The sequence below is a fragment of the Aeromicrobium phoceense genome (assembly GCF_013868155.1).
Taxonomy (GTDB): domain Bacteria; phylum Actinomycetota; class Actinomycetes; order Propionibacteriales; family Nocardioidaceae; genus Aeromicrobium; species Aeromicrobium phoceense.
Genome location: NZ_JACEOG010000002.1, coordinates 66,344 through 88,250, shown reverse-complemented (window position 1 = coordinate 88,250; position 21,907 = coordinate 66,344). Strand labels below are relative to the sequence as shown.

Annotated in this window: 28 protein-coding genes; 11 read left to right on the top strand and 17 right to left on the bottom strand. The window is 71.5% G+C overall.

The features are described 5' to 3' along the window. Nucleotides 1-24: 24 nt before the first annotated feature. Both H1W00_RS13645 and H1W00_RS13640 read left to right on the top strand, forming a co-directional pair. Complete coding sequence (locus H1W00_RS13645; RefSeq protein WP_181756387.1) at nt 25-783, top strand: SDR family NAD(P)-dependent oxidoreductase; 759 nt, start codon at nt 25-27, stop codon at nt 781-783. Nucleotides 784-787: 4 nt separating this feature from the next. Then, the gene (locus H1W00_RS13640; protein WP_181756386.1) at nt 788-1,621 is read left to right on the top strand and encodes an alpha/beta fold hydrolase; all 834 of its coding nucleotides are present in this window, start codon (nt 788-790) and stop codon (nt 1,619-1,621) included. A 92-nt stretch (nt 1,622-1,713) separates the two neighbouring features. Here H1W00_RS13640 and H1W00_RS13635 read toward each other — a convergent pair whose 3' ends face one another. The 12 genes from H1W00_RS13635 to H1W00_RS13580 all read right to left on the bottom strand — a co-directional run bounded on the left by H1W00_RS13635 (nt 1,714) and on the right by H1W00_RS13580 (nt 10,957). Then, nucleotides 1,714-2,349: a TetR/AcrR family transcriptional regulator gene (locus H1W00_RS13635; RefSeq protein ID WP_181756385.1), complete on the bottom strand. Its 636-nt coding sequence runs from the start codon at nt 2,347-2,349 to the stop codon at nt 1,714-1,716. Between the two features lie 5 nt (nt 2,350-2,354). Further along, nucleotides 2,355-2,834: a hypothetical protein gene (locus H1W00_RS13630; protein WP_181756384.1), complete on the bottom strand. Its 480-nt coding sequence runs from the start codon at nt 2,832-2,834 to the stop codon at nt 2,355-2,357. Further along, nucleotides 2,831-3,307, bottom strand: a complete 477-nt coding sequence (locus tag H1W00_RS13625) for a hypothetical protein (RefSeq protein ID WP_181756383.1) — start codon at nt 3,305-3,307, stop codon at nt 2,831-2,833. Before H1W00_RS13625 ends, H1W00_RS13630 begins: the two co-directional genes overlap by 4 nt. Before the next feature lie 152 nt (nt 3,308-3,459). Then, nucleotides 3,460-3,744, bottom strand: coding sequence for a transcriptional regulator (locus H1W00_RS13620; RefSeq protein ID WP_338072911.1), 285 nt, complete (start codon nt 3,742-3,744; stop codon nt 3,460-3,462). Further along, on the bottom strand, nt 3,741-4,169 hold the full coding sequence (locus H1W00_RS13615; RefSeq protein WP_181756381.1) for a hypothetical protein: 429 nt from the start codon (nt 4,167-4,169) through the stop codon (nt 3,741-3,743). Before H1W00_RS13615 ends, H1W00_RS13620 begins: the two co-directional genes overlap by 4 nt. A 109-nt stretch (nt 4,170-4,278) precedes the next feature. Then, entirely contained in the window at nt 4,279-5,103 is an 825-nt protein-coding gene (locus tag H1W00_RS13610; protein WP_181756380.1) for a PHP domain-containing protein, read from the bottom strand. A gap of 10 nt (nt 5,104-5,113) precedes the next feature. Then, entirely contained in the window at nt 5,114-5,722 is a 609-nt protein-coding gene (locus H1W00_RS13605) for a histidine phosphatase family protein (protein WP_181756379.1), read from the bottom strand. 4 nt (nt 5,723-5,726) lie between these two features. Next, nucleotides 5,727-6,776 carry a MaoC family dehydratase gene (locus H1W00_RS13600; protein ID WP_181756378.1) on the bottom strand — a complete coding sequence of 350 codons (1,050 nt, stop codon included), beginning with the start codon at nt 6,774-6,776 and terminating at the stop codon, nt 5,727-5,729. Nucleotides 6,777-6,822: 46 nt separating this feature from the next. Continuing rightward, nucleotides 6,823-8,133, bottom strand: coding sequence for an endonuclease/exonuclease/phosphatase family protein (locus H1W00_RS13595; RefSeq protein ID WP_181756377.1), 1,311 nt, complete (start codon nt 8,131-8,133; stop codon nt 6,823-6,825). A gap of 109 nt (nt 8,134-8,242) precedes the next feature. Continuing rightward, complete coding sequence (locus tag H1W00_RS13590; RefSeq protein WP_181756376.1) at nt 8,243-8,716, bottom strand: YflT domain-containing protein; 474 nt, start codon at nt 8,714-8,716, stop codon at nt 8,243-8,245. Between the two features lie 83 nt (nt 8,717-8,799). Continuing rightward, nucleotides 8,800-9,993, bottom strand: coding sequence for an acyl-CoA dehydrogenase family protein (locus H1W00_RS13585; protein WP_181756375.1), 1,194 nt, complete (start codon nt 9,991-9,993; stop codon nt 8,800-8,802). Between the two features lie 82 nt (nt 9,994-10,075). Next, nucleotides 10,076-10,957 (bottom strand): EamA family transporter, encoded by an 882-nt coding sequence (locus H1W00_RS13580; RefSeq protein ID WP_206680082.1) that lies wholly within the window; start codon nt 10,955-10,957, stop codon nt 10,076-10,078. A gap of 60 nt (nt 10,958-11,017) precedes the next feature. Here H1W00_RS13580 and H1W00_RS13575 point away from each other — a divergent pair, with 60 nt between their 5' ends. From H1W00_RS13575 to H1W00_RS13560, 4 genes are all read left to right on the top strand, one after another. Then, entirely contained in the window at nt 11,018-12,250 is a 1,233-nt protein-coding gene (locus H1W00_RS13575; RefSeq protein ID WP_181756374.1) for a magnesium transporter MgtE N-terminal domain-containing protein, read from the top strand. Further along, nucleotides 12,243-12,752, top strand: a complete 510-nt coding sequence (locus H1W00_RS13570) for a DUF1003 domain-containing protein (protein ID WP_181756373.1) — start codon at nt 12,243-12,245, stop codon at nt 12,750-12,752. The genes H1W00_RS13575 and H1W00_RS13570 overlap by 8 nt, the downstream gene beginning before the upstream one ends. A 77-nt stretch (nt 12,753-12,829) precedes the next feature. Then, a complete protein-coding gene (locus H1W00_RS13565; protein WP_181756372.1) occupies nt 12,830-13,981 on the top strand; it encodes an Mrp/NBP35 family ATP-binding protein in 1,152 nt (383 codons plus the stop codon). A gap of 10 nt (nt 13,982-13,991) precedes the next feature. Beyond that, a complete protein-coding gene (locus H1W00_RS13560; protein ID WP_286929841.1) occupies nt 13,992-14,306 on the top strand; it encodes a sec-independent translocase in 315 nt (104 codons plus the stop codon). 21 nt (nt 14,307-14,327) lie between these two features. Here H1W00_RS13560 and H1W00_RS13555 read toward each other — a convergent pair whose 3' ends face one another. Continuing rightward, complete coding sequence (locus H1W00_RS13555; protein ID WP_181756371.1) at nt 14,328-14,888, bottom strand: sigma-70 family RNA polymerase sigma factor; 561 nt, start codon at nt 14,886-14,888, stop codon at nt 14,328-14,330. Between the two features lie 150 nt (nt 14,889-15,038). On the opposite strand from H1W00_RS13555, the gene H1W00_RS13550 reads away from it, so the two are divergent. After that, complete coding sequence (locus H1W00_RS13550) at nt 15,039-15,668, top strand: O-methyltransferase (protein ID WP_181756370.1); 630 nt, start codon at nt 15,039-15,041, stop codon at nt 15,666-15,668. Between the two features lie 25 nt (nt 15,669-15,693). Here H1W00_RS13550 and H1W00_RS13545 read toward each other — a convergent pair whose 3' ends face one another. The 3 genes from H1W00_RS13545 to H1W00_RS13535 form a co-directional block, all read right to left on the bottom strand. Next, nucleotides 15,694-16,020, bottom strand: coding sequence for a hypothetical protein (locus tag H1W00_RS13545; protein ID WP_286929840.1), 327 nt, complete (start codon nt 16,018-16,020; stop codon nt 15,694-15,696). Nucleotides 16,021-16,044: 24 nt separating this feature from the next. Beyond that, a complete protein-coding gene (locus H1W00_RS13540; protein WP_078700305.1) occupies nt 16,045-16,206 on the bottom strand; it encodes a DUF3117 domain-containing protein in 162 nt (53 codons plus the stop codon). 92 nt (nt 16,207-16,298) lie between these two features. After that, nucleotides 16,299-16,811 carry a hypothetical protein gene (locus H1W00_RS13535; RefSeq protein WP_181756368.1) on the bottom strand — a complete coding sequence of 171 codons (513 nt, stop codon included), beginning with the start codon at nt 16,809-16,811 and terminating at the stop codon, nt 16,299-16,301. Between the two features lie 131 nt (nt 16,812-16,942). Between H1W00_RS13535 and H1W00_RS13530 the strand changes: the two genes are divergently transcribed. Then, nucleotides 16,943-17,836, top strand: a complete 894-nt coding sequence (locus tag H1W00_RS13530) for a GDSL-type esterase/lipase family protein (protein WP_181756367.1) — start codon at nt 16,943-16,945, stop codon at nt 17,834-17,836. A 1-nt stretch (nt 17,837) separates the two neighbouring features. Here the strand turns inward: H1W00_RS13530 and dapE are convergent, their stop codons facing one another. Continuing rightward, entirely contained in the window at nt 17,838-18,908 is a 1,071-nt protein-coding gene (gene dapE, locus H1W00_RS13525; RefSeq protein ID WP_181756366.1) for a succinyl-diaminopimelate desuccinylase, read from the bottom strand. 59 nt (nt 18,909-18,967) lie between these two features. On the opposite strand from dapE, the gene H1W00_RS13520 reads away from it, so the two are divergent. From H1W00_RS13520 to H1W00_RS13510, 3 genes are read left to right on the top strand one after another with little or no spacing between them, the layout of a single operon-like run. Further along, nucleotides 18,968-19,969: an efflux RND transporter periplasmic adaptor subunit gene (locus tag H1W00_RS13520; protein WP_181756365.1), complete on the top strand. Its 1,002-nt coding sequence runs from the start codon at nt 18,968-18,970 to the stop codon at nt 19,967-19,969. Beyond that, entirely contained in the window at nt 19,969-20,679 is a 711-nt protein-coding gene (locus H1W00_RS13515) for an ABC transporter ATP-binding protein (RefSeq protein ID WP_181756364.1), read from the top strand. The genes H1W00_RS13520 and H1W00_RS13515 overlap by 1 nt, the downstream gene beginning before the upstream one ends. Continuing rightward, nucleotides 20,676-21,902 (top strand): ABC transporter permease, encoded by a 1,227-nt coding sequence (locus tag H1W00_RS13510; RefSeq protein ID WP_181756363.1) that lies wholly within the window; start codon nt 20,676-20,678, stop codon nt 21,900-21,902. The genes H1W00_RS13515 and H1W00_RS13510 overlap by 4 nt, the downstream gene beginning before the upstream one ends. Nucleotides 21,903-21,907 lie beyond the last annotated feature (5 nt).

The window sequence follows — 21,907 nt, the reverse complement described above, 5'->3', positions numbered from 1 at the left end:
TCGGTTCACTGGCATGCTGGATCCATGACCCGAACGGCCCTGATCACCGGCGCCACCGCCGGCATCGGAAACGCGTTCGCGCGGCAGCTGGCGCGGCGTGGAACCCACCTCGTCCTCGTCGCCCGCGACACCGTCCGGCTGGAGCAGGTCGCCGCCGAGCTGACCGACGCGCACCAGGTCGAGGTCGAGGTCATCACCGCCGACCTGGCCACCCTTCAGGGGATGGACCGGGTCGCGGACCGCCTGTCGGAGTCGGGGCGCCCGATCGACCTGCTGGTCAACAACGCGGGTGCCTCCCTCGCCGGCTGGTTCGGCTCCACCGCCATCGCCGACGAGGACCGCCAGCTCGACCTGCTGGTGCGAGCGCCGATGCACCTGATGGACGCCGCCATCAAGTCCATGTCGGGCCGCGGCCGCGGCGGGATCATCAACGTCGCCAGCGTCGCAGCGTTCACCCCGCGGGGCGCGTACTCCGCCCACAAGGCGTGGCTGGTGAACATCTCGCAGTGGGCCAACTGGCACTACGCCGACGTCGGCATCACCGTGCAGGCCCTGTGCCCCGGCTTCACGCGCACCGAGTTCCACCAGCGGATGGGCGCGGAGATCAGCAACGTGCCGAGGTGGATGTGGCTCAAGGCCGACGCCGTGGTGAAGGACTCGCTGCGCGACCTCGAGCGCGGCAAGGCGATCTCCGTCCCCTCGCTGCGCTACAAGGTGCTCATGGCGGTGGCGCGGTACGCCCCCGCCACCGTCGTCGCGAAGATCGCCCAGCGGGGTCGATGATCCGGTGAGCGTCCCCAAGACCCTCGAGATCCCCGAGGGCGTCGAGGTCCTCCGCGCCGAGACGAGCCGCAGCGAGCACGCCGTCCACCGGGCGCGCGCCGCCGGCGAGCGCCGGGGCTCGATCCTGCTCGTGCCCGGCTGGACGGGCAGCAAGGAGGACTTCACCCCCGTCCTGCCGCTGCTCGCCGGACTCGGGTTCGACGTCGTGACGTTCGACCAGCGCGGACAGTACGAGTCCCCCGGCGATCCGCTGGACGACTACTCGCTGGAGGCCCTCGCGGCCGATGCGCTCGCGGTGGCCGACGAACTGCTGGAGGACGAGCGCTTCCACCTGCTCGGGCACTCGTTCGGTGGCCTCGTGGCGCAGAACCTGACCATCGCCCACCCCCAGCGGGTACGCACCCTGACCCTGCTCTGCTCGGGGCCGGGCGCCCTCGGCGACTCCCCGACGCGGCCGCTGAAGCGCATCGCGGCGGCCATCGGCAAGGTGCCGCTGCTGGACATCCACCAGCTGCGCGAGCAGGGCATCAAGCGGCCCGCCCAGATCACCGCCTTCCTCGGGAAGCGCTTCTCGGCCAATGCGCCGGCCTCGCTCAAGGCGATGACGCAGCACCTGCTCGACGCCCCCGACCGGGTCGACGAGGTCGCGGCCACCGGCGTGCCGGTCTGGGTCGCCCGCGGGGAGGCCGACGACGCGTGGCCCCACGACGCCCAGGCCGAGATGGCCGAGCGGCTCGGCACCCAGATCGTGATCCTGCCCTCCGCGGCCCACTCCCCCGCGGTCGAGGCGCCCGACGAGTTCGTCGACGACTGGCGCGACTTCCTGCTCTCGCACTGAGCCCGCGCCCAGCGGCCTTCCGCGCCCCCTGACCGCGAGTGGCGGGCGTTTCTGCGCCACTCGCGACCCCGGTTGGCGCCACTCGGCGTGAGTCAGCGGCGGCGGCGCAGCGTGGCGGCGACGGCACGGCGCGCCACGGGTCCGAGGCCGTCGAGGGCGGCAGCCATCGCCGTGACCGCGTCGAACGAGCGATCGGAGTCGGCCTCGGTACGCACCGGGTCGGTGAGCTCGAAGCCGATGAACGCCGCCATCAGCAGATCGGTGAACGCCTCGGCGTCGACCACGCCCGCGAACGGGGAGCCCGGCGTGAGCAGCCGGTCCGCGACGCTGCGCAGCGGCGCGCGCCACAGGGCGAGCGCGTCGCGGGCGGCCGCGCCGATCCCGGGATCGGACTGCGCCAGGACGAGCGACTGCCCCAGCACCGACACGTGCCCGGCGCCGCGCTCGGCCTCCTGCACGTCGCGGGCGAGCTGGACGAGGTCGCCGAAGCTGGAGGCCGCGTCGAACCGCGCGCGATGCAGCTCGACCCGGTCACGCGTCGCGGTGACGCAGGCCTGCGCGACGAGGTCGGTGACGGATCCGTAGTGGTAGAAGACCAGGCCCTGGGCGACGCCGGCCCGCTGCGACACCGCGCGGGCGGAGACGGCGGCGATGCCGTCGGAGGTCATCACCTCGATCGCGGCCTCGACCAGGCGGCGCTTGGACTCCTCGGCGGACTTCGGCGGCACGGGGTTCAGTATGGCGCGACGGCCCGTGCGGCGCGGCGCTCGGCGGCTCGCAGGCCATGACGCAGCAGCCAGCGCAGGGTCAGCGCGCTCACGACGGCGACGCCGAGCGCCCACCCGACCGCTTCGAGCGACGCGGCTCTGAAGGCCCACGCCACGGACAGGGTCTCGAGGAAGCCGATCAGCCCGACGACGAGGACGCTCACCTCGATGGCGCGGCGGGCGCCAAGCTGGCGTTCGAGCGCGGGCCACGCCACGATGCTGACGATGCCAGGCACCGCTCCCAGGGCGATGCCGGCCGCCATGCCGATCGGCGCACCGGGGAACATCCAGTAGAAGATCGATCCCAAGAACCCCCAGGGACCAGCGCCTGGTCCTCGGTTCCACACCTCGACCGCGAAGTAGATCAGCATGAAGCCGAGGGAGCACAGCGCTCCGGAGAGCGGTGCGGCGACGGCCGCCCGCTCAGCGAACTGGAGCCGCGTCATGAGCGTCCTCCCTCGGCGAGGCGTTGCGAGTGCTGCTGGGCGAAGCGCTGCGCGGCCCGCAGGTGGAGCCACGCGATCACCGCGCACACCGCGGTCGCTGCGAGCACCCACGGGACAGCGGCGATCAGGTTGACTCCCCAGAGGCTGATCGCCGCGACGACCAGCTCGATGAGCACGATCGCCGTGACCAGGACGGTCAGGCGACGGACGGCGCGGTCCTCACCCACCGATTGCACGAGCTGCGGCCACGCACCCGCGGCGATGCCCGCCGGCACGATCCCCAGGGCGATCCCGGCCCCGAGTCCGTACCAGAGCGCCATCCCGACCCAGATCAGGAGCAGCGAGGGAAGCCCGAGGCGCTCCGAGGTCGTTCCTGCACCGAACGCACCCACGAGCAGGAAGCCGAGCGAACAGACGGCCCCCGCGACAGCGGAGGCGAGGACTCCCACCCCGAACACGACCATCGGCCTCATGGCTACCGCCTCCCATTTTTGAGCAACCGCTCAAGAACGAGATTAGCAGACCTGAGCGCCCCGGATCGCGAGTGGCGCAGAAAAGCCCGCCACTCGGCGAGTGGCGGGCGATTTTGCGCCACTCGCCGTTCGGGCGGGTGACGGCGGCGCGGTCAGCCGACGATGGCGCGGAGGGCGGCGACGTGGTCGCGGTAGGCGGCGCGGCCGGCCTTCGTGAACGCGGCCCACGAGCGCACGCGGCCGGCGCGGGTCGCCTTGGTGACCTTGACGCACCCGGCGTCCTCCAGCGCCTTGACCTGCTTGCTGAGGACCGACTCGCTCACGTCGAGCCGTTCGCGCAGGAGGGCGAACTCCGTCTTGTCGACCGTGTCGAGGATGGCGCAGATCTGCAGACGGTGCGGCGCGTGGATCAGCGGATCGAAGAGGCCGACACTCACGGCTGCTCCTCGATGCTGCGCACCCATGCCACGTCCCACGCCGGGCCCAGCACGGCCCAGGTCAGTGCCGTGACCACGGCGCCCACCGCGGCCACCACCGGCCCGGTCCAGGCGACCGCGAGAGCGACCAGCGACACCCCGATCATCAGCCATGCCCGCCAGGCGCCGGGCTCGCGCAGCGTGGCGAACGTGACGATGCCCGTGTGCTTCGTGTACCAGCTCATCGCGCCGAGGGCGGTGGCGAGGCCGACGACGTAGAGGACCCAGCGCACCGGCCCGTCGAGACCGAGCCCGAGGATCACCAGGCCCATCCCCACGCCGGCGACGGCGTAGTAGCCCTTCGGGCTCGCGGCCCGGTGCGCCGTCTCCCGACGCGTGGCGGCGATCTGCTCGAGCGCTTCGCGCGCCTCGTCCCGTTCGGTCATGGTTCCTCCACGTCTCGACGTGCCACCGCGTCTTTCCGCTGCGGCTTGCCAACATGGAAAGTCTAACTCGTGACTTTCCACCGTGGCAAGCCATGGCGGAAACCGACGCTCAGCCCAGGAGACGCTCGAGCTGCTCGGGATCGGTGAGGTTGGCGCCGAGGTGGAACGCCGGCCCCTTGCCCGCTCCGTGGTGGTCGCTCGACCCGGTACGCGCGAGACCGAGGTCGTCGGCGATCGCCCGGAGCTCGGCACGCGCCCGCTCGTCGTGGTCGGGGTGGTCGACCTCGAGACCGGCCAGACCTGCCTCCGTGAGCTCGGCCAGCAGCTCGGCGGTCATCTTGCCGCGGCTGTCGCGGGCCCAGGCGTGTGCCACCACCGGACGGCCGCCCGCCTCGCGGACCAGCCGCACCGCGTCGAACAGGCCCGCGGAGTAGCGCCCGACGTAGCCGGGCTTGCCGGGCACGAGCCAGTCGCGGAAGGCCTCGTCGCGGTCCTTGATGTAGCCCTTCGCGATCATCGCGTCGGCGACGTGCGGGCGACCCCAAGCCGCGGCGTCGCCGGCGACGGCGAACACCTCGGCCTCGGTGAGCGGCATGCCCAGCGCGGCGAGCTTCTCCAGGATCCGCGGCAGGCGCTGGTTCCGCCCACCCAGGACGCGCTCCAACTCCTCGACGAGCGGGGCGTACCCGGGGTCGAACTCGTAGCCCAGCAGGTGCACGCTGAGGCCCTCGTACTGCGTCGAGATCTCGATGCCGCGGATCAGCCGCAGGCCCACCTCGTCGGCCGCCTCCTGGGCCTCGGCCCACCCCTCGGTCGCGTCGTGGTCGGTGAGGGCGATCGCGTCGAGTCCCTCGGCCTTCGCCTTGCGCACGAGGTCGCCCGGCGTATCGGTGCCGTCGGATCGCGTCGAGTGGGTGTGGAGGTCGATGCGCACGTTACGAAGACTAGAGCCTGTGCGCGCGCGTGCTGTCCGGGACGTTCCACTGCAGGACCACGGGCTGCCCGCGGTCGTCGCCGAGTACCGAGTACGTCGCGGTGTCCAGCGCGAACACGCGGCCGTCGGCCACGTCCAGGCCCAGCCAGCGCGCCGCGAGGACCCGCAGCGAGTGCCCGTGCGCGAAGACCAGGGTGCGTCCGCCGAGCGATCGCGCGCGGTCCACCACGCGGTCGAGGCGGGCGCCGACCTGCTCGGCCGTCTCGCCGCCGGGCGACGGGTGGGACCACACCGTCCAGTCCGGCACGCTCTGGCGGATCTCCTCGGTGGTGACGCCCTCGTACTGCCCGTAGTCCCACTCGACGACGTCCTCGACCACCTCGACCTCGCCGAGCTCGCAGCCGGCCAGCTCGGCGGTGGCGAGGGCACGGCGCCGCGGACTGCTCCAGATGCGGTCGAACGCCACACCGGAGAGCAGGGGACGCAGCGCCTTGGCCTGGTCGCGGCCGAGGTCGGTCAGCTCCAGGTCGGTCACCGAGGTGTGCTTCCAGGCCCGGCTCCACTCGGTCTCGCCGTGGCGGACGAGCCAGAGCTCGGTGTCGGACTCGTAGGCGTTCATGAACTCAGCGTGGCACGAGGACCCAGTGGTCGAGGTCGAGCAGCACGCCGGGCGCGTACTTCCCGTCGTCGCCCTTGAGCGTCATCGACTCGTCGCGGCCCTTGGTGGCCACGAGCCGCAGCCGCAGCGCCCCGACGCCCGGCGCGGACGTCTCGGCCTTGTCGAGCACCTCGCTCCACGCGTAGATCGTGTCGCCGGCGAACGCGGGCGACGTGTGTGCCCCGGCGTTGATCGCGGCGATCAGCTGGGCGTTGGCCAGGCCGTTGAACGCCAGCGCGCGGGCCAGCGAGATGACGTGGCCGCCGTACACGAGGCGGTTGCCGTCGGGGCGGGCCTCGACGTTGAAGTGCACCTTCGCGGTGTTCTGCCACAGGCGGGTGGCCTGCTGGTGCTCGGACTCGGTGAGCGTGACGCCGTCGACGTGGTCGATCTTCTCGCCGACCTCGTAGTCGTCGAAGCGGTGCGGCTCGCCGGCGGCGACGAAGTCGTAGTCGGTGAAGTCCAGGCCGGCGGGGATCACGAGATCCTCGGCGGCGACGAACGGAGCGAGCTCCGGAACCACCGTCTCCGGCGCGGGCGCCTCGGTGTTCCGCTTGTGCACCATGACCCAGCGCGCCCAGTCCAGGACGACCTCGTCGCGCTGGTTCACGGCGGTGGAGCGGACGTAGACCACCCCCGTCTTGCCGTTCGAGTTCTGCTTCAGCCCGATGACCTCGGACGACGTCGAGATCGTGTCGCCCGGGACGATCGGCGCGTGGAAGCGGCACTCGGCGTACCCGAGGTTGGCCACCGCGTTGAGCGAGACGTCAGGGACGGTCTTGCCGAACGCGACGTGGAAGCCGATGAGGTCCTCGACCGGGTGCCCCTCGCCGTTCGATCCCGTGAGGCCGACCGAGGCGGCGAACACCGCGGACGAGGGCACCGCGAAGCGCGTGGGGTAGATCGAGCCGTAGACCGCCCGGTCGCCCTCGGTGATCGTGCGGGGCGTCGCGTGCTCGATCACCTGTCCGAGCGTGAAGTCCTCGAAGAAGTTGCCCGGGTTCGTCTTGCTCATGTCGTCCTCACTGTCGCCGATGGTGCGGGACCATCATGGCGGATCGTCAGAACGCCAGCGTCGCCGCGACCATGTTGTGGTCCGAGGGCGGGGTCACGCGGTAGCGCGCCTTGCGCAGGTTCGCGTCCACCACGGTCTCCCAGCCGCGGCCGCGGAGGCCCGCCGCGAGGACGTAGTCGATCCGCGTGCCCTGGTACCGGTAGTACGCGGCGGGGGTGGCACCGCGGGGCCGCTTCAGCTTCTTGTCGTTGTACATGCACGTGTTCTTCGCGCTGCCCGGTCCCTTGCCCGAGACGGCGTTGGAGGAGTTGTAGGCGACGTTGATCCGCCGCTTGACGTGCAGCGGGACGCGCCAGTTGCGCGTGTTCACGAGCGAGGAGGTGACGCCCACCGACTTGCACGAGCCGCGCCAGCGCGCCGACTTCGACCTGTACTTGCGGCGGTCGGTGCCCAGCAGGTCGACCAGGCCGGCCCGCGTGAAGTCGTCGGCCGCCGTGGTGCTGCGCGTGCGGCCCCCGCTGTTGAGGTCGCCGACCAGCACGGCGGGCAGGACACCGCCCCGCAGCGCGCGCACCTGCTTCATGGTCGAGAGCACCTGGCCGGCCTGCTTGCGGCGGAACGTGTTCGACGTCGAGGTCGTGGTCGCCTTGCCGCGGTAGCGGGCGTCGAGGTGGGTGTTGGCGAAGACGAACTCACGGCCCGTCGCGAGGACGCGGAAGACGGTCCAGTCGAGGGTGCGCGGGGTCGAGGTCGCGCTCGACAGCCGGCGCACGCCCTGGCGCACCACGGCCAGCACGCGGGAGTCGTAGATCGTGCGGTTGTCCGAGGAGCTCCTGCTGGGCGACGTCGTGCACGCGCGCCACGGCGCACGCTGGCCCTTCCAGGTGCCGTTCCACACCGCGGGGTTCGGGCCCGTGGTGGGGCACTGCTTCCGGTGGGTGTTCGTGACCCGGTACGGCGCTCCCGACGTGCGCGCGTTCATCAGGTCGACCACGTGCTCGTACTGCGCGTGGTTGCGCGCACCCGCGGGGCGACGCTGCATCCACGCCTCCGAGGCCTCCTGCAGCCCGATCACGTCAGGGGCGCAGTGCATGATCTTGGCGACGACGCGGTCCGCGCGGGACTCCCACGGCTTCATCGTGCCGCGGGACGCGTTGTAGCCGGCGACGTTGTAGGAGCCGATGAGCAGCGGCGTCCGGCCGGCCAGCACCCCACCCGGAGAGGTCTCGCGGACCACGTCGCCGTACGCCGCGCACCGCGCCGGGGCGGCCGAGGCGGGAGCGGCGGTCAGCGGGACGGTGAGCAGACCGGTTGCGACGGCGAGCGCGAGGGACGCGGCAGCAAGGCGGGAACGCACGGGGAACCTCCAGAAGCGGGGCGACGCGGGCGGCCGCACAGTCTCCGATTCTACGTTCTCTTCTGCCACTCCAACAAAATTGCGTCACATCCGACGCAGGCGCGCGAGCTCAGACGGTGGTGGAGCCCGGCAGCCCCGCCAGCAGCTCCTGGCCACGCGCGAGGTGCTTGTGCTCGACGAGCAGCTCGTACTTGCTCGGGAGGATCGTCTTGACGCTGGAGAAGTCGCGTCGGCCGCGCGAGCCGGCGTAGCCCACCGCGGCGATGATCGCGCCCCACACCACGCCGAGCAGGATGCCGGTGAGCACCGCGGCGAGCCAGTCGCCCTCGGCGGCGAAGATGCCCAGGAGCAGGCCGATCAGCAGGCCGAACCAGGCACCGCCGAGCACGCCGCTGAGGATCACGCGCCCCCACGTGAGCCGGCCGGTGACCCGCTCGAGCTGCTTGAGGTCGGTGCCGACGATCAGCACGTTCTCCACCGGGAAGTCGTGATCGGACAGGTGGTCGACGGCCTTCTGGGCGGCGTCGTAGTCATCGAAGACGCCGAGGGACTGCGGGTACTCCAACGAGAAGATCTGGGCCATGCGGCCAGCGTAGCCGCGCGGACGGACGACGGCCCCGCGTCCACGGAGTGGATGCGGGGCCGTCGTCGCAGCGGTGACCTGGGTCAGAGCTTGTAGTCCTTGAGCAGGTTGCGGCCGATGATCATCTTCTGGATGTCGGACGTGCCTTCGCCGATGAGCATGAAGGCGGACTCGCGGTAGAGACGCTCGATCTCGTACTCCTTGGAGTAGCCGTAGCCGCCGTGGATCCGGAACGAGGCCTCGACGACCTCGTTGCAGTACTCGCTGGCGAGCATCTTGGCCATGCCGGCCTCGACGTCCATCCGCTTGCCCGAGTCCTTCAGCCGCGCGGCGCGCACGACCATGGTGTGGGCGGCCTCGACCTTGGTGGCCATCTCGGCCAGGCGGAACAGGATCGCCTGGTGCTGGGCGATCGGCTTGCCGAACGTCTCGCGCTGCTGCGCGTAGGCGATGCCGAGCTCGAACGCGCGGTTCGCGATGCCCACGGCGCGGGCGCCGACGTTGACGCGGCCGACCTCGACGCCGTCCATCATCTGGTAGAAGCCCTGGCCGGGCGTGCCGCCGAGGATCTGGTCGGCACCGATCTTGTGCTTCTCCAGGATCATCTCGGTCGTGTCGATGCCCTTGTAGCCCATCTTCTCGATCTTGCCCGGGACGGTGACGCCCTGGGCCGTCTCGCCGAAGCCCGGCTCCTTCTCGACCAGGAAGGTGGTCATGTTCTTGTAGACGCTGTCGGCGCCCTCGTCGGTCTTGACCAGGACCGCCACCAGCGTCGAGCTGCCGCCGTTGGTCAGCCACATCTTCTGGCCGGAGATCTCGTACGAGCCGTCGTCCAGCTTCGTCGCCTTCGTGCTGATCGCCGACACGTCCGAGCCCAGCGACGGCTCCGACATCGAGAAGGCGCCACGGACCTCGCCGGTGGCCATCTTCGGCAGGTACTTCTGCTTCTGCTCCTCGGTGCCGTGCTGGATCAGCATGTAGGCCACGATGAAGTGCGTGTTGATCACACCGGAGACGCTCATCCAGCCGCGGGCGATCTCCTCGACCACGAGCGCGTAGGTCAGCAGCGACTCGCCGAGTCCGCCGTACTCCTCGGGGATCATCAGACCGAAGATGCCCAGCTCCTTCAGGCCCTCCACGATCTCGGTCGGGTACTCGTCCTTGTGCTCCAGGTCCGTCGCGACCGGAATGATCTCCTTCTCGACGAACTGACGGACGACCTTGAGGATCTCGACCTGCTCTTCGGTCAGGCCCTCAGTACTGACAAGACGCCCCATGACGGTGCTCCTCGAATCTCGGTGGGAATCGGGGTGAGCCTACAGTGGCGTGCCGCCGGGCACCGGGCGGGGACGGGACGATTCAGTCCGCGACGAGCGTCTCGGCGCGGCGTGCCCGGCCGCTCGACGCGGTGACCACGGCGAGCCCGGCGAGGATCAGCACGATCCCGCCGTAGGTCAGCCACGGCAGCGACTCCCCCAGGAACGCCGCGGCCAGCAGCGCCGCTCCGGGCACCTCCAGCAACAGCATCAGCGAGACGACGACGGGCGACATCACGGCCAGCAGGTGGTTGATGACGGAGTGCCCGAGCAGCTGGGCGCAGACCATGACGGCGACGATCATCAGCCAGGCCTGTGCCGACCAGCCACCGAGCGGGACGCCCGCGACGAGGCACGCGACGAGCAGGATCGCCGAGCAGATGCCGTAGCAGGTGAAGGTGTAGGCCGTGGTCGACAGCGTCTCGCGCACGCGGGCCCCGACGATGACGTAGATCGCGGCGAACAGGCCTCCGGCGAGGGCCAGCCCGTCGCCCCAGAGCGCCTCGGCCGACAGCGACAGGTCGACTCCGGAGATCGCTGCCACGCCCAGGACGGCCAGCAGCGCGCCGACCACCACGCCGGAGGCGGCCCGGCGGCCCCGGAGGGCGTCGATCCCGATGACGAAGAGCACCTGCATCGAGACCAGCGCCGTGGCCGCGGCCACCGAGGTCAGCTTGAGGGAGGCCACCCAGCACGCGAAGTGCGCTGCCAGCGCCGCTCCGGCGACGAACGCGAGCAGCCAGCCGTGGCGGTCCTGACCGGTGATCGCCCTGCGGTGCCGGGTCAGCGCGATCGGCGCCAGCAGGCCGGTGGCCATGGCGTTGCGCCAGAAGGCGATCGCGAGCGCGGGCGCGGCCGTGGCCGCCATCAGCGGGCCCGACATCGACACCCCGACCACGGCGACGATCGCCAGCACGAGATTCACCGCGCCAGTCTCCCACCCGCCACACCCGCCTCGGCGCCCGCCGGCCGGTAGCCTCGGACCGTGAGCAGCCAGCCGACCCGGATCTTCGTGTCCCGTCTCGTCGGGCAGTCCGTCTTCGATCCCGTCGGCGACCAGGTGGGCAAGCTGCGCGACATCGTGGTGGCGGTCCGCAGCGCCACCCAGCGCCCTCGAGTCCTCGGCCTGGTGGTGGAGGTCCTCGGCCGGCGTCGCGTGTTCCTGCCGATCACCCGGGTGACCTCGATGGACTCGGGTCAGGTCATCACCACGGGCGTGCTGAACCTGCGCCGGTTCCAGCAGCGCTCCACCGAGACGCTGGCCGCCCACGAGCTCTTCGACCGCCAGGTCACGCTCGCCGACGGCACGGCCGCCACGCTCTACGACATCGCGATCGAGCAGGACCCCCGCCGCGACTGGTACGTCTCGACGGTCGCCGTGGCCGAGCACCACAAGCGGTTCGGCCGCCGCGGCACGAGCCACGTCCTGGAGTGGGACGAGGTCCACGGGCTGGCCAGCGAGACCGCCGCCCAGGGTGCCACCACGCTGCTGGCGATGATGGACGAGATGCGCCCGGCCGACATCGCCAACGCCCTGCGCGACCTGCCGCCCAAGCGCCGCATGGAGATCGTCCGCGAGTTCGGCGACGAGCAGCTGGCCGACGTCCTCGAGGAGATGCCCGAGGCCCTGCAGGTGGAGGTCCTCGGGATCCTCGACCCGAGCCGCGGTGCCGACGTCCTGGGCGAGATGGACCCCGACGACGCGGCCGACCTGCTCGGCGAGCTGCCCGCGCAGACGGCCGAGGAGCTGCTGGGGCTCATGGAGCCCGACGACGCCGAGGACGTGCGGCGCCTGCTGTCCTACGAGGAGCGCACCGCCGGCGGCATGATGACGACCGAGCCGGTCGTGCTCGACCCGAGCGCCACCATCGCCGACGCCCTCGCCCTCGTGCGCGAGCCCGAGCTGAGCGTCGCGCTGGCCTCGATGGTCTACGTGTGCCGACCGCCGCTGGAAACGCCCACGGGCCGCTTCCTGGGCGCCGCCCACTTCCAGGCGCTCCTGCGCGAGCCGCCCTCCACGCTCGTCAGCCAGATCATCGTCAACGACATCGACTGGCCGCGCCCCGAGGCCTCGCTGGCCGAGGTCGCCGGCCTGCTGGCGGCGTACAACCTCGTGGCCGTCCCGGTCGTCGACGAGAACCAGCACCTGCTGGGCGTCGTGACGATCGACGACGTGCTCGACCACCTGCTGCCGAAGGGATGGCGCGAGCATGGCTGACCGCGAACGCCTCGACCAGCCGCGCGACCTGCGCCGCGGACTGGGACGCAACCTCGGCGCACGCAAGGACCCCGATCCCGAGCGGTTCGGCCGGTTCGCCGAGTCCGCCGCGCGCTTCCTCGGCACGGCCACCTTCATCGCGTGGATGACACTGTTCATCTTCGTGTGGATCGTCTGGAACGTGCCGTACGGTCCCGACCGTCCGCGGTGGGACGAGTACCCCTTCATCTTCCTCACGCTGATCCTGTCGCTGCAGGCCTCCTACGCCGCGCCGCTGATCCTGCTGGCCCAGAACCGCCAGGAGGCGCGCGACCGGATCGCCGCCGAGCAGGACCGCGAGGCGGCCAGCCGCTCGCACGCCGACATGGAGTTCCTGGCCCGCGAGGTCGCGAGCCTGCGCATCGGCCTGGGCGAGGTCGCGACCCGCGACTTCCTGCGCAGCGAGCTGCGGGGGTTCCTCGCCGAGCTGGACCGCGAGGACGCCTCCACCGACCAGGACTGAGCCGCCGCGTCGCGGTGTGCCGTCCAGACCTTGACGCGGCCCCGGGACATTCGATAGGGACCCGTAGACTTCAGGGCATGGCTGACGTCACCCAGGAACTGATCACCGAGGCACTCTCGACCGTCAACGACCCCGAGATCAAGCGCCCGATCACCGAGCTGGGGATGGTCGACACCGTCACGATCGGCGAGACCGAGATCGTCGTGCGACTGCTGCTGACCGTGGCCGGCTGCCCGCTCAAGGACACCCTGACCCGCGACGTCACCGCCGCCGTGGTCAAGGTCGCCCCCGCGCACACCGTGCGCGTCGACATGGGCGTCATGACCGACGAGCAGCGCAAGGCCATGCAGGAGCAGCTCCGTGGCGGCCGCGCCGAGCGCGAGATCCCCTTCGCGCAGCCCGGCTCGCTGACCAAGGTCTACGCGGTCGCCTCCGGCAAGGGCGGCGTCGGCAAGTCGTCCGTCACCGTCAACCTCGCCGTCGCGATGGCCAAGCGTGGCCTGAAGGTGGGCGTCCTCGACGCCGACATCTACGGCCACTCAATCCCCGACATGCTCGGCGTGGGCGACCAGCGCCCCACCCAGGTCGAGGACATGATCATGCCTGTCCCCGCGCGGATCGGCGACATCGAGATCAAGGTCATCAGCATCGGCATGCTGAAGCCGCGCCGGGACCAGGTCGTCGCATGGCGCGGCCCGATGCTCGACCGTGCGCTCGTGCAGATGCTGGCCGACGTCTACTGGGGCGACCTCGACGCCCTCTTCCTCGACCTGCCCCCGGGCACGGGCGACATGGCCATCAGCATGGGCCAGCACCTGCCCGGCGCGGAGTTCATCGTCGTCACCACGCCGCAGCAGGCCGCGGCGCAGGTGGCCGAGCGCGCCGGCACGATGGCCTCGATGATGCACCAGCGTGTCGTGGGCGTCGTCGAGAACATGTCGTGGCTGCTGCTGCCGTCGGGCGAGAAGATGGAGGTCTTCGGGTCCGGTGGCGCCGCCCAGGTGTCCTCCACCCTGAGCGCGCGCCTCGGCTACGAGATCTCGGTGCTGGGCCAGGTCCCGCTCGAGGAGCGCATGCGCGAGACCGGCGACTCCGGCGCCCCGATCGTGGCCTCGGAGCCTGACGCCGAGAGCGCCAAGGTCCTGCAGCAGGTCGCCGACCAGCTCAGTGGCCGCTCGCGCGGCCTGGCCGGCATGCAGCTGGGTCTGGCCCCCGCCGGCCGACTGTAGGATCGCGCCCGTGGGCCTGGGCTGGATGGAGATCGGTGCGATCCTCGTCGTGGCGATCATCGTGTTCGGCCCCGACCGACTCCCCGGGCTGGCGCGGCAGGCGGCGCAGTTCGTCCGCACCCTGCGTCAGATGGCCGAGAACGCCAAGACCGAGCTGGGCAAGGAGCTCGGCGACGACTTCAAGGACCTCAACCTGCGCGACCTCGACCCGCGCGCGGCGGTCCGTGACGTGATCCTGTCGGACACCACCACTCCCCCGCCCGTGCCGAGCGTCCGCATCTTGCGGCCCGGCGAGGTGCCTCCGTTCGACGCGGAAGCCACCTGACGTTCGCTCCTGGCGAGGCGCTCAGATGCCGAGCGCGCCGAGCACGCGGGTGCGGCCGGCGCGGGGCTCGCGGTGCGCGAGCTCGCGACGCAGCGCGGCGCGGCCCCGGTGAACCCGGGTGCGGACGGTCCCGACCTTGATGCCGAGCAGCAGGGCGATCTCGGCGTGCTCGAGCTGCTCCACGTCGGAGAGCACCACCGCGACCCGCAGGTGGCTGGGCAGGGTCGCCAGGGCGGCCTCGATGTCGGGGTCGAACCCGGCGTCGTGCACGAGGTCGTGCGGCAGCGAGCCGTCGTCGACGAGGCGGGCCTCGTGCGCCGCCGTCAGCGCCGCGGTGGGCTGGCGGCCCGCGCGACGGGCGCGGTCGAGGAAGAGGTTCGTGGTGATCCGGTGGATCCAGCCGGCCAGGTTGCGGGCCTCGTAGCGGTCGAGCGAGGTGAAGACGCGCTCGAACACGTCCTGCGTGAGGTCCTCGGCGTCCTGACGGTTCCCGGTGAGCCGCGTGGCGAGGCGACGGACCTGCGTCCCGTGCTGGGCGTAGATCTCGGCCTGGTCCTGCAGGGACGGCTTCCGGTCGGGCATGCCTCGATCTTCGACCGCCAACCTGAGAGCAGCCGAAGAACCGGCTGGGCGTTGGCGAAGTCCCGTGGCCGTGACCCCGCGAGTCCCACGCGTCCGCAGCACCTCACGTCGATAGGCTGGGGCGACCCGCCGAACGATTGCGAGGGGACGATGACCACCGAAGCCAGCCTGGCCTACGTCGAGCAGTTCCAGTCCGAGGACGACCACCTGCGCACCGCGCGCCAGCACGCCGAGACCGTCGGCGTGGTCCCGGTCCTGCCCGGAGCCCGCGCGGCCCTGTCGTTCCTGGCCGGCGCCGCCGGGGCAAAAAGCGTGGCCGAGATCGGCACGGGGACGGGAGTCTCGGGTCTGGCCCTGCTGCGCGGCATGCTGCCCGACGGCGTGCTCACCTCGGTGGACCTCGAGGCCGAGAACCAGCGGCTGGCCCGCCAGGTGTTCCTGGGCGCCGGCATCTCCCCCACGCGCTTCCGCCTCATCACGGGCTCGGCCCTCGACGTGCTGCCGCGCCTCAACGACGGCGGCTACGACCTGGTCTTCTGCGACGGCGACAAGGTGGAGTACGGCGAGTACCTCGACGAGGCGCTGCGCCTGACGCGCGCGGGCGGCTTCGTGGTGTTCGACAACGCCCTGTGGCACGACCGCGTGGCCGACCCGTCGCAGCGCGATCCCGAGACCGTGGCGATCCGCGAGCTGGTGGAGCGCGTGCGGGCCGACGAGGACCTCTCGGCCCTCCTGCTGCCGCTGGGCGACGGCCTGCTGGTGCTGCAGAAGCCCCACTGACCGCGGGGCGCGCACTCGGCGCCGGTCAGTCCTCGAAGCGGGCGGCGGAGCGGAAGCCCGCCGGGCCGCGCACGACGGCGACGACCTGGAAGGGCTCGATCGTGGGCGTGACGCCCACCAGGGCCGTGCCGGGGGCGTCGGCCGCACGCTTCTCGAAGTCGGCCTGGAACGCCGCACGCGCCTCGTCGCTGACGAAGACGTAGGTGCCCTCGAACCACTCGCCCTCGCGAGCCCGCCACGTCTTGAAGCGCAGGCCGGGCAGGCCCGCGAACTTCGCGTGGGACTCGGACTCGACGTACTCGTGCAGACGCTCGAGCACGCCGTCAGGCGCGTCGGTCAGGGACCAACGCACGGAGAGTCCGTACATCCAGCGAGCTCAGACGGCCTTGAGGGCGTCACCGAGGGTGGCGGCCTCATCGTTGTTGAGCTCGACCACCAGACGTCCGCCACCTTCGAGCGGCACGCGCATGACGATGCAGCGTCCCTCCTTGGTGACCTCCATCGGTCCGTCGCCGGTCCGAGGCTTCATGGCGGCCATCTGTACCCCTCTCGTTGGTCGCCCGATATTTCGGGCCGAGATCCATTATCGCCCATCGCGACGACGGAATCACGCCAAGGGTCGAGAAGCCGTCAGGCGGAGCGAAGTTCGCCCGAGCCGTCGGCCCGGTCGGCGGCGCCGGCCTCGGTCTCCGGCGTGACGATCCGCGGATCGATCTCGGGGCGCACGCCGAGCATCGCGACGAGCTCCTGCTCGGTGGCGAGGCGCTCCTCGAGCTCGTCGATCTGCGCGCTGCCGGCGGCCAGGTCGGCGCGCAGTCGGGAGATCTCGGCCTCGCTCGCGCGCAGGCGCTCGCTGACGGCGCGACGGAACGTCGCGTCGACGTCGAGGTGCTCACGCTCGCGCTGGGCGATGACACGAGCATCGCGCACGCGGTCCTTCGCGAACTTCTGGCGGACCTCGCGAATCTCCTCGGACATGAGAACGGTCGATGTGATACCGGCCGAGAGGGCCACGCAAGAGGCCATGATGAGGGCCGGAATCGTCTGCATCGCCACAGCGGCGATGACGACGACGGCGGCCAGAGCAAGCACGATCGCTGCGGATGTCACGCGCAGCGAGCGGGGAAGTGTGCGGCTGGACATGCGGCCCAGATTAGGCGCGACGCCCGGCCTACCGCCGACGGCACGCCGACGCGGCCGCCAGTAAGTTTCAGGTCACACCTGAGTGTTCGCCCCGAGTGGCCGCCCGGGCGATCGTCACTACGGTGGTGCGGGTGCACTTCGTCCCCCTCGGCCGCCTCGCCGCCGCCCTCGTTCTGGCGACGACGGCGCTCGCCGCCTGCTCCACGGCCCCGGTCCCGCCCGCCTCGGACACGGGCCCCCAGTACCTCGCGATCGGCGACTCCTACGCCGCCGGGTACCGGCCGGCACTGAACGGCGAGCCCGCCCAGAACACCACGTCGGGCTTCGCCTGGAAGATCGCCGAGGACCGCGGGCTCGAGCTGGCGAACGTCAGCTGCGCGGGCATCACGGCAGTGGCCTTCCTCGAGGGCGAGGCGTGCGACGAGGAGCGGCGCGGGTCCGCCGCGCCGCCGGTCACCGGCGGCTCCGAGGCCGACGAGATGACCCGCCACCTCGACCGGTACGGCGACGAGATCGAGCTCGTCACCGTCGTGCTGGGCCTCAACGACCTGCGGGGCTGCTCCCTGGACTCGAACCTTCAGGCCTGCGCCCGCAAGACCATGCCGGCCGCCACCGAGGCCATCGACGAGCTGCTCACGCTGATCCGCGACCGCGTCGGAGCGGACGTGCCGATCCTGGGGCTGACGTACCCCGACTTCTGGACCGGCGAGCCGGTGCTGCACCCCGAGGCGGAGTCGGCGCCGGCGATCGCCGACGCCACGGTGGAGATGTTCCGGACGACCTTCAACCCCGCACTGCGCGCGGTCTACGCGAAGCACGACGCCACCTTCGTGGACGTGACGCGGGCGTTCGGCGCCTACGAGTCGGCCGACCGCACGGTGGAGACCGCCGCGTTCGGGACGATCCCGGGTCGCGCCGAGGACGTCTGCCGCTGGACCTACTACTGCACGCTCGGCGACCCGCACCCGACGAGCGCAGGGCACACCGAGATCGCGCGGATCGCCCAGGAGGCGCTCGACCGCTGAGTCAGTCCGCGTCGCCCGTGAGCCAGCGGCGCAGGCGCGCGTGCACCCGGTGCAGGTGCTCGACCGGGACCTGCTCGTCGGCCTTGTGCGCGTAGATCGGGTCACCGGGACCGTAGTTCACCGCCGGGACGCCGAGCTGGGTGAACTTGGCGACGTCGGTCCAGCCGAACTTCGGCCCGACCTCACCACCGACGGCCTCCACGAAGGCCGCCGCCGCGGGCCGCTCGAGACCCGGGAGGGCGCCGGGAGCCGAGTCGGTGACCGTGAGGTCGTAGCCGGTGAACACCTCGCGCAGGTGGGCCAGCGCGGCGTCCTCGTCGCGGTCGGGCGCGAAGCGGTAGTTCATGGTGAGCACGGCGGCGTCGGGGATGACGTTGCCGCTCACGCCGCCGGAGATGCCCACGGCGTTCAGTCCCTCGCGGTACGTCAGCCCGTCGATCTCGACCGTGCGCGGGGTGTACTCGGCCAGGGTGGCCAGCACCGCCCCGAGATCGTGGATCGCGTTGTGGCCCATCCAGGAGCGCGCCGAGTGGGCACGCTCGCCGGTCGTGCGGATCTCGACGCGCATCGTGCCCTGGCAGCCCGCCTCGACGCCGGCCTTCGACGGCTCCATCAGGATCGCGAAGTCACCGGCGAGCCAGTCGGGGTGCTCCCGGGCGACGCGTCCCAGTCCGTTGTGGACCGCGGCGATCTCCTCCGCCTCGTAGAACACCCACGTGACGTCGCGGACCGGCTCGGCGACCGCGGCGGCCAGGCTCAGCGCGATGGCGACGCCACCCTTCATGTCGCACGTGCCGAGGCCCCAGAGGGTGTCGCCCTCGAGGCGCGACGGCATGTTGCCGTTCACCGGCACCGTGTCGATGTGACCGGCGATCACGACGCGCTCGGTGCGCCCGAGATCGGTGCGGGCGATGATCGTGTGCCCGTCGCGGACCACCTCGAGGTGCGCCTGGGCCCGCAGCGCCGACTCCACCGCGTCGGCCAGTGCGGCCTCGTCCAGGCTCTCGGACGGCACGTCCACGACGGATCGGGTCAGCGTCACGATGTCGGCGGTCAGGTCGAGAGTCTCCATGACGGGAACCCTAACGGGATCGACTCCCACTACTGCGCATTGCGTGGTACCTTCCGGCGGTGACCTTCACCCGCACCTTCCGCCGGTTCGTCCTCCCGACCGCCTGGCTGCTCGTCGGCGCGACCATCGCCGTCAGCCTCGCCGTCCTGGCGTTCGGCGGTGACGCGTCCGGGTCCGAGGGCGGCGACTCGCCCACGGCCGTGTCCCTCTCGCCGAGCCTGACCGTCGAGCGCGGCGAGATCGAGAACTCGCTCGACCTCGACGGCACGATCGTCATCGACCCGGCCGTGCCGGTGAAGTCCTCGGCCGCGGGCGTCCTGACCCACGCCCACGTCCCGAACGGGGCGAAGGTCAGCAAGGGCGACCCGCTGTTCGAGGTGCGCACGACCGTCGAGCCGACCGAGTCCGGCAGCGACGACGAGGACGAGCCCGCTCCTCCCGCGGTCAGGTACGTGACGGTCACGGCGCCCGCGGAGGGCCGGGTGGCCTCCTTCACCGCGAAGGTCGGCGACGAGGTCGGCGAGGACGCGCCGGTGGCACGAATCAGGCGGTCCACGTTCACCGCCCAGGGCTCCGTCGCCGTGGTCGACCGGTACCGCCTGCTCGACGCACCCGACGAGGCCACGGTGACGATCGACGGCGGGCCCGAGCCGTTCACCTGCGCCGACCTGCGGATCGCCGACCAGGTCAGTGAGGACGCGGCGCAGGAGCCCTCGGAGGAAGAGGGTGGCGAGTCGGCCGCGGGGACGAAGGTCACCTGCGTGGTGCCCGAGGACGTCACGGTGTTCGACGGCCTGTCCATGACGATGCGCATCGACGCGGGATCGACGAAGGACGCTCTCGTCGTCCCGGTCACGGCGGTGCGGGGCCTGCTGGAGCGCGGCACGGTCTGGGTCGTCGAGGACGGTGGCGAGCCGACCGAGCGCACGATTCGGCTCGGCGTCAACGACGGCAAGAGCGTCGAGGTCCTCAAGGGCCTGAAGGAGGGCACGGAGATCCTGCAGTACGTCCCGGGCGCGCCCTCCTCCGGCGAGGGCGCCGAGTTCGACGAGGGCTACTGATGAGCGCCTCGGGGGCGGTCGAGCTCGTCCGCCTCACGGGCGTGGGCCGCACCGTGGTCCTGCCCGACGACGAGGACCTGACGATCCTGTCGGGCGTCGACCTCGTGGTGCACGGCGGTGACCACATCGGCATCGTCGGGCGCTCGGGCACCGGCAAGTCGACGCTGCTGAACATGCTCGGGCTCCTCGACCGGCCGACGCACGGCACGCTGGAGTGGCGGGGCCACGACGTCCGCACCCTCTCCGGTGGTGCCGCCGCCCGGATCCGGGGCCGCGACATCGGGTTCGTGTTCCAGCAGTTCAACCTCCTGCCGGGGCTGTCGGCGCTGGAGAACGTCGTCGCGCCGCTGATGTACGCCACGGGCCGGGAGTTCTGGTCGCGGCGGCGGATCGCGGCCGAGATGCTCGAGCGCGTCGGCCTGGCCGACCGGCTCGACAGCCGGCCCCAGCATTTGTCCGGCGGCGAGCAGCAGCGCGTCGCGATCGCCCGCGCCCTGGTGCGCTCACCGCGCGTGGTGCTGGCCGACGAGCCCACCGGGGCCCTCGACGTCGAGGCCGGCGGCCAGGGGATGACCCTGCTCGACGACGTCTCCCGCGACTCGGGAGCCGCGCTGATCACCATCACGCACGACCCGGGCGTGGCGGCGATCGCGCGCCGTCGCTACCGCCTCGAGCACGGTGCCCTGCACCCCCTGGACGCGGTCGCGTGATCGGCCGTGCGCTGACCGGGTTCGCCGCCGCGGTCATCGAGGCGTGGCACGAGCTGCGCATCCACAAGCTGCGGGTCCTGCTGTCGCTGGTGGGCGTCGGCGTGGCCGTGGCGGCGCTCAGCGGCACCGTGGCGGTGGCCGACATCGGGCAGCAGGCGCTCGTCGAGCAGTACGAGAAGGAGGGCCGTCCGGCGATGCTCAGCGTCTACGCCTACCAGGAGCAGGGCGACGGCATGGGCCCGAGGGCCTCCGCGATCCGGCCGGCGTTCGACAAGGTGGTGGAGCAGTACCGGATCAGCCACGCGTCGATGGTGGGGGGTGCCCAGCTGACGGCGACCCGCAGCGCGAGGTCCAGCCCGGTGGAGGCGATCGTCGTCGATCCCGCGTACGCCCCGATGCACCGGGTCGTCACCGCGCAGGGACGGTGGCTGGTGGACTCGGACGCGCGGAACCTCTCCCCCTCCTTGGTGGTCGACCCGCGGTTCCTGAAGGAGCTGGGACTCGTCGGCACCCGCCTGCCGGTCACGGTCGACCTGCAGGGAGGCCAGACCTCGGTGAGTGCCACGATCGTCGGCGTCACGTCCTCGTCCACCCGCTTCGCCGAGCACCCGCGGGCCTACGTGCTCGCCAGTGCCTACGACCACTGGTTCGGTGCGAGCCTGCCGGTCACCGACGCGTCCTGGAAGCTGTGGGTGCCCACCGAGGGCGCCGAGGAGCTGGCCGAGGCCGTCACCCGGTCCATGGACGCCGAGCTGCCCGGACTGGAGGTCACCGCCGACCGCAGCGACTACCTCGCCTGGGGCGGTGCCGACGACCTCGACGTCGTGAAGTGGGTCGTCGTGGGCATCAGCTCGGTCATCCTGCTGCTCGGCGCCCTGAGCCTGCTGAACGTCTCGGTCATCACGATCCAGCAGCGCGTGCGCGAGATCGGCATCCGGCGCAGCTTCGGTGCGACCTCGGGCCGGGTGTTCTTCTCGGTCGTGATGGAGAGCATCGTCGCCACCTTCGTCGCGGGCCTCGTCGGCGTGATGATCGCCATCGCGCTGGTCAACGGCCCGTGGACCGCGAAGTACCTCCTCGAGGGCATCGACGACGTGCCGCCGTTCCCGCTGTCGGCCGCCGTGCTCGGCATGGGGGTGTCGTTGCTGGTCGGGGCCCTGGCCGGGGTGCTGCCCGCGATCGTGGCGGTGCGGGTGCGGATCGTCGACGCGATCCGGTTCTGACCCGC

Excerpts from the sequence above, each read along its gene's own strand:
- H1W00_RS13645 (WP_181756387.1), top strand. The coding sequence starts at position 25 with ATGACCCGAACGGCCCTGATCACCGGCGCCACCGCCGGCATCGGAAAC.
- H1W00_RS13630 (WP_181756384.1), bottom strand. The coding sequence starts at position 2,834 with ATGACGCGGCTCCAGTTCGCTGAGCGGGCGGCCGTCGCCGCACCGCTC.
- H1W00_RS13625 (WP_181756383.1), bottom strand. The coding sequence starts at position 3,307 with ATGAGGCCGATGGTCGTGTTCGGGGTGGGAGTCCTCGCCTCCGCTGTC.
- H1W00_RS13615 (WP_181756381.1), bottom strand. The coding sequence starts at position 4,169 with ATGACCGAACGGGACGAGGCGCGCGAAGCGCTCGAGCAGATCGCCGCC.
- H1W00_RS13605 (WP_181756379.1), bottom strand. The coding sequence starts at position 5,722 with ATGAACGCCTACGAGTCCGACACCGAGCTCTGGCTCGTCCGCCACGGC.
- H1W00_RS13600 (WP_181756378.1), bottom strand. The coding sequence starts at position 6,776 with ATGAGCAAGACGAACCCGGGCAACTTCTTCGAGGACTTCACGCTCGGA.
- H1W00_RS13590 (WP_181756376.1), bottom strand. The coding sequence starts at position 8,716 with ATGGCCCAGATCTTCTCGTTGGAGTACCCGCAGTCCCTCGGCGTCTTC.
- H1W00_RS13585 (WP_181756375.1), bottom strand. The coding sequence starts at position 9,993 with ATGGGGCGTCTTGTCAGTACTGAGGGCCTGACCGAAGAGCAGGTCGAG.
- H1W00_RS13570 (WP_181756373.1), top strand. The coding sequence starts at position 12,243 with ATGGCTGACCGCGAACGCCTCGACCAGCCGCGCGACCTGCGCCGCGGA.
- H1W00_RS13565 (WP_181756372.1), top strand. The coding sequence starts at position 12,830 with ATGGCTGACGTCACCCAGGAACTGATCACCGAGGCACTCTCGACCGTC.
- H1W00_RS13555 (WP_181756371.1), bottom strand. The coding sequence starts at position 14,888 with ATGCCCGACCGGAAGCCGTCCCTGCAGGACCAGGCCGAGATCTACGCC.
- H1W00_RS13550 (WP_181756370.1), top strand. The coding sequence starts at position 15,039 with ATGACCACCGAAGCCAGCCTGGCCTACGTCGAGCAGTTCCAGTCCGAG.
- H1W00_RS13540 (WP_078700305.1), bottom strand. The coding sequence starts at position 16,206 with ATGGCCGCCATGAAGCCTCGGACCGGCGACGGACCGATGGAGGTCACC.
- H1W00_RS13535 (WP_181756368.1), bottom strand. The coding sequence starts at position 16,811 with ATGTCCAGCCGCACACTTCCCCGCTCGCTGCGCGTGACATCCGCAGCG.
- dapE (WP_181756366.1), bottom strand. The coding sequence starts at position 18,908 with ATGGAGACTCTCGACCTGACCGCCGACATCGTGACGCTGACCCGATCC.
- H1W00_RS13515 (WP_181756364.1), top strand. The coding sequence starts at position 19,969 with ATGAGCGCCTCGGGGGCGGTCGAGCTCGTCCGCCTCACGGGCGTGGGC.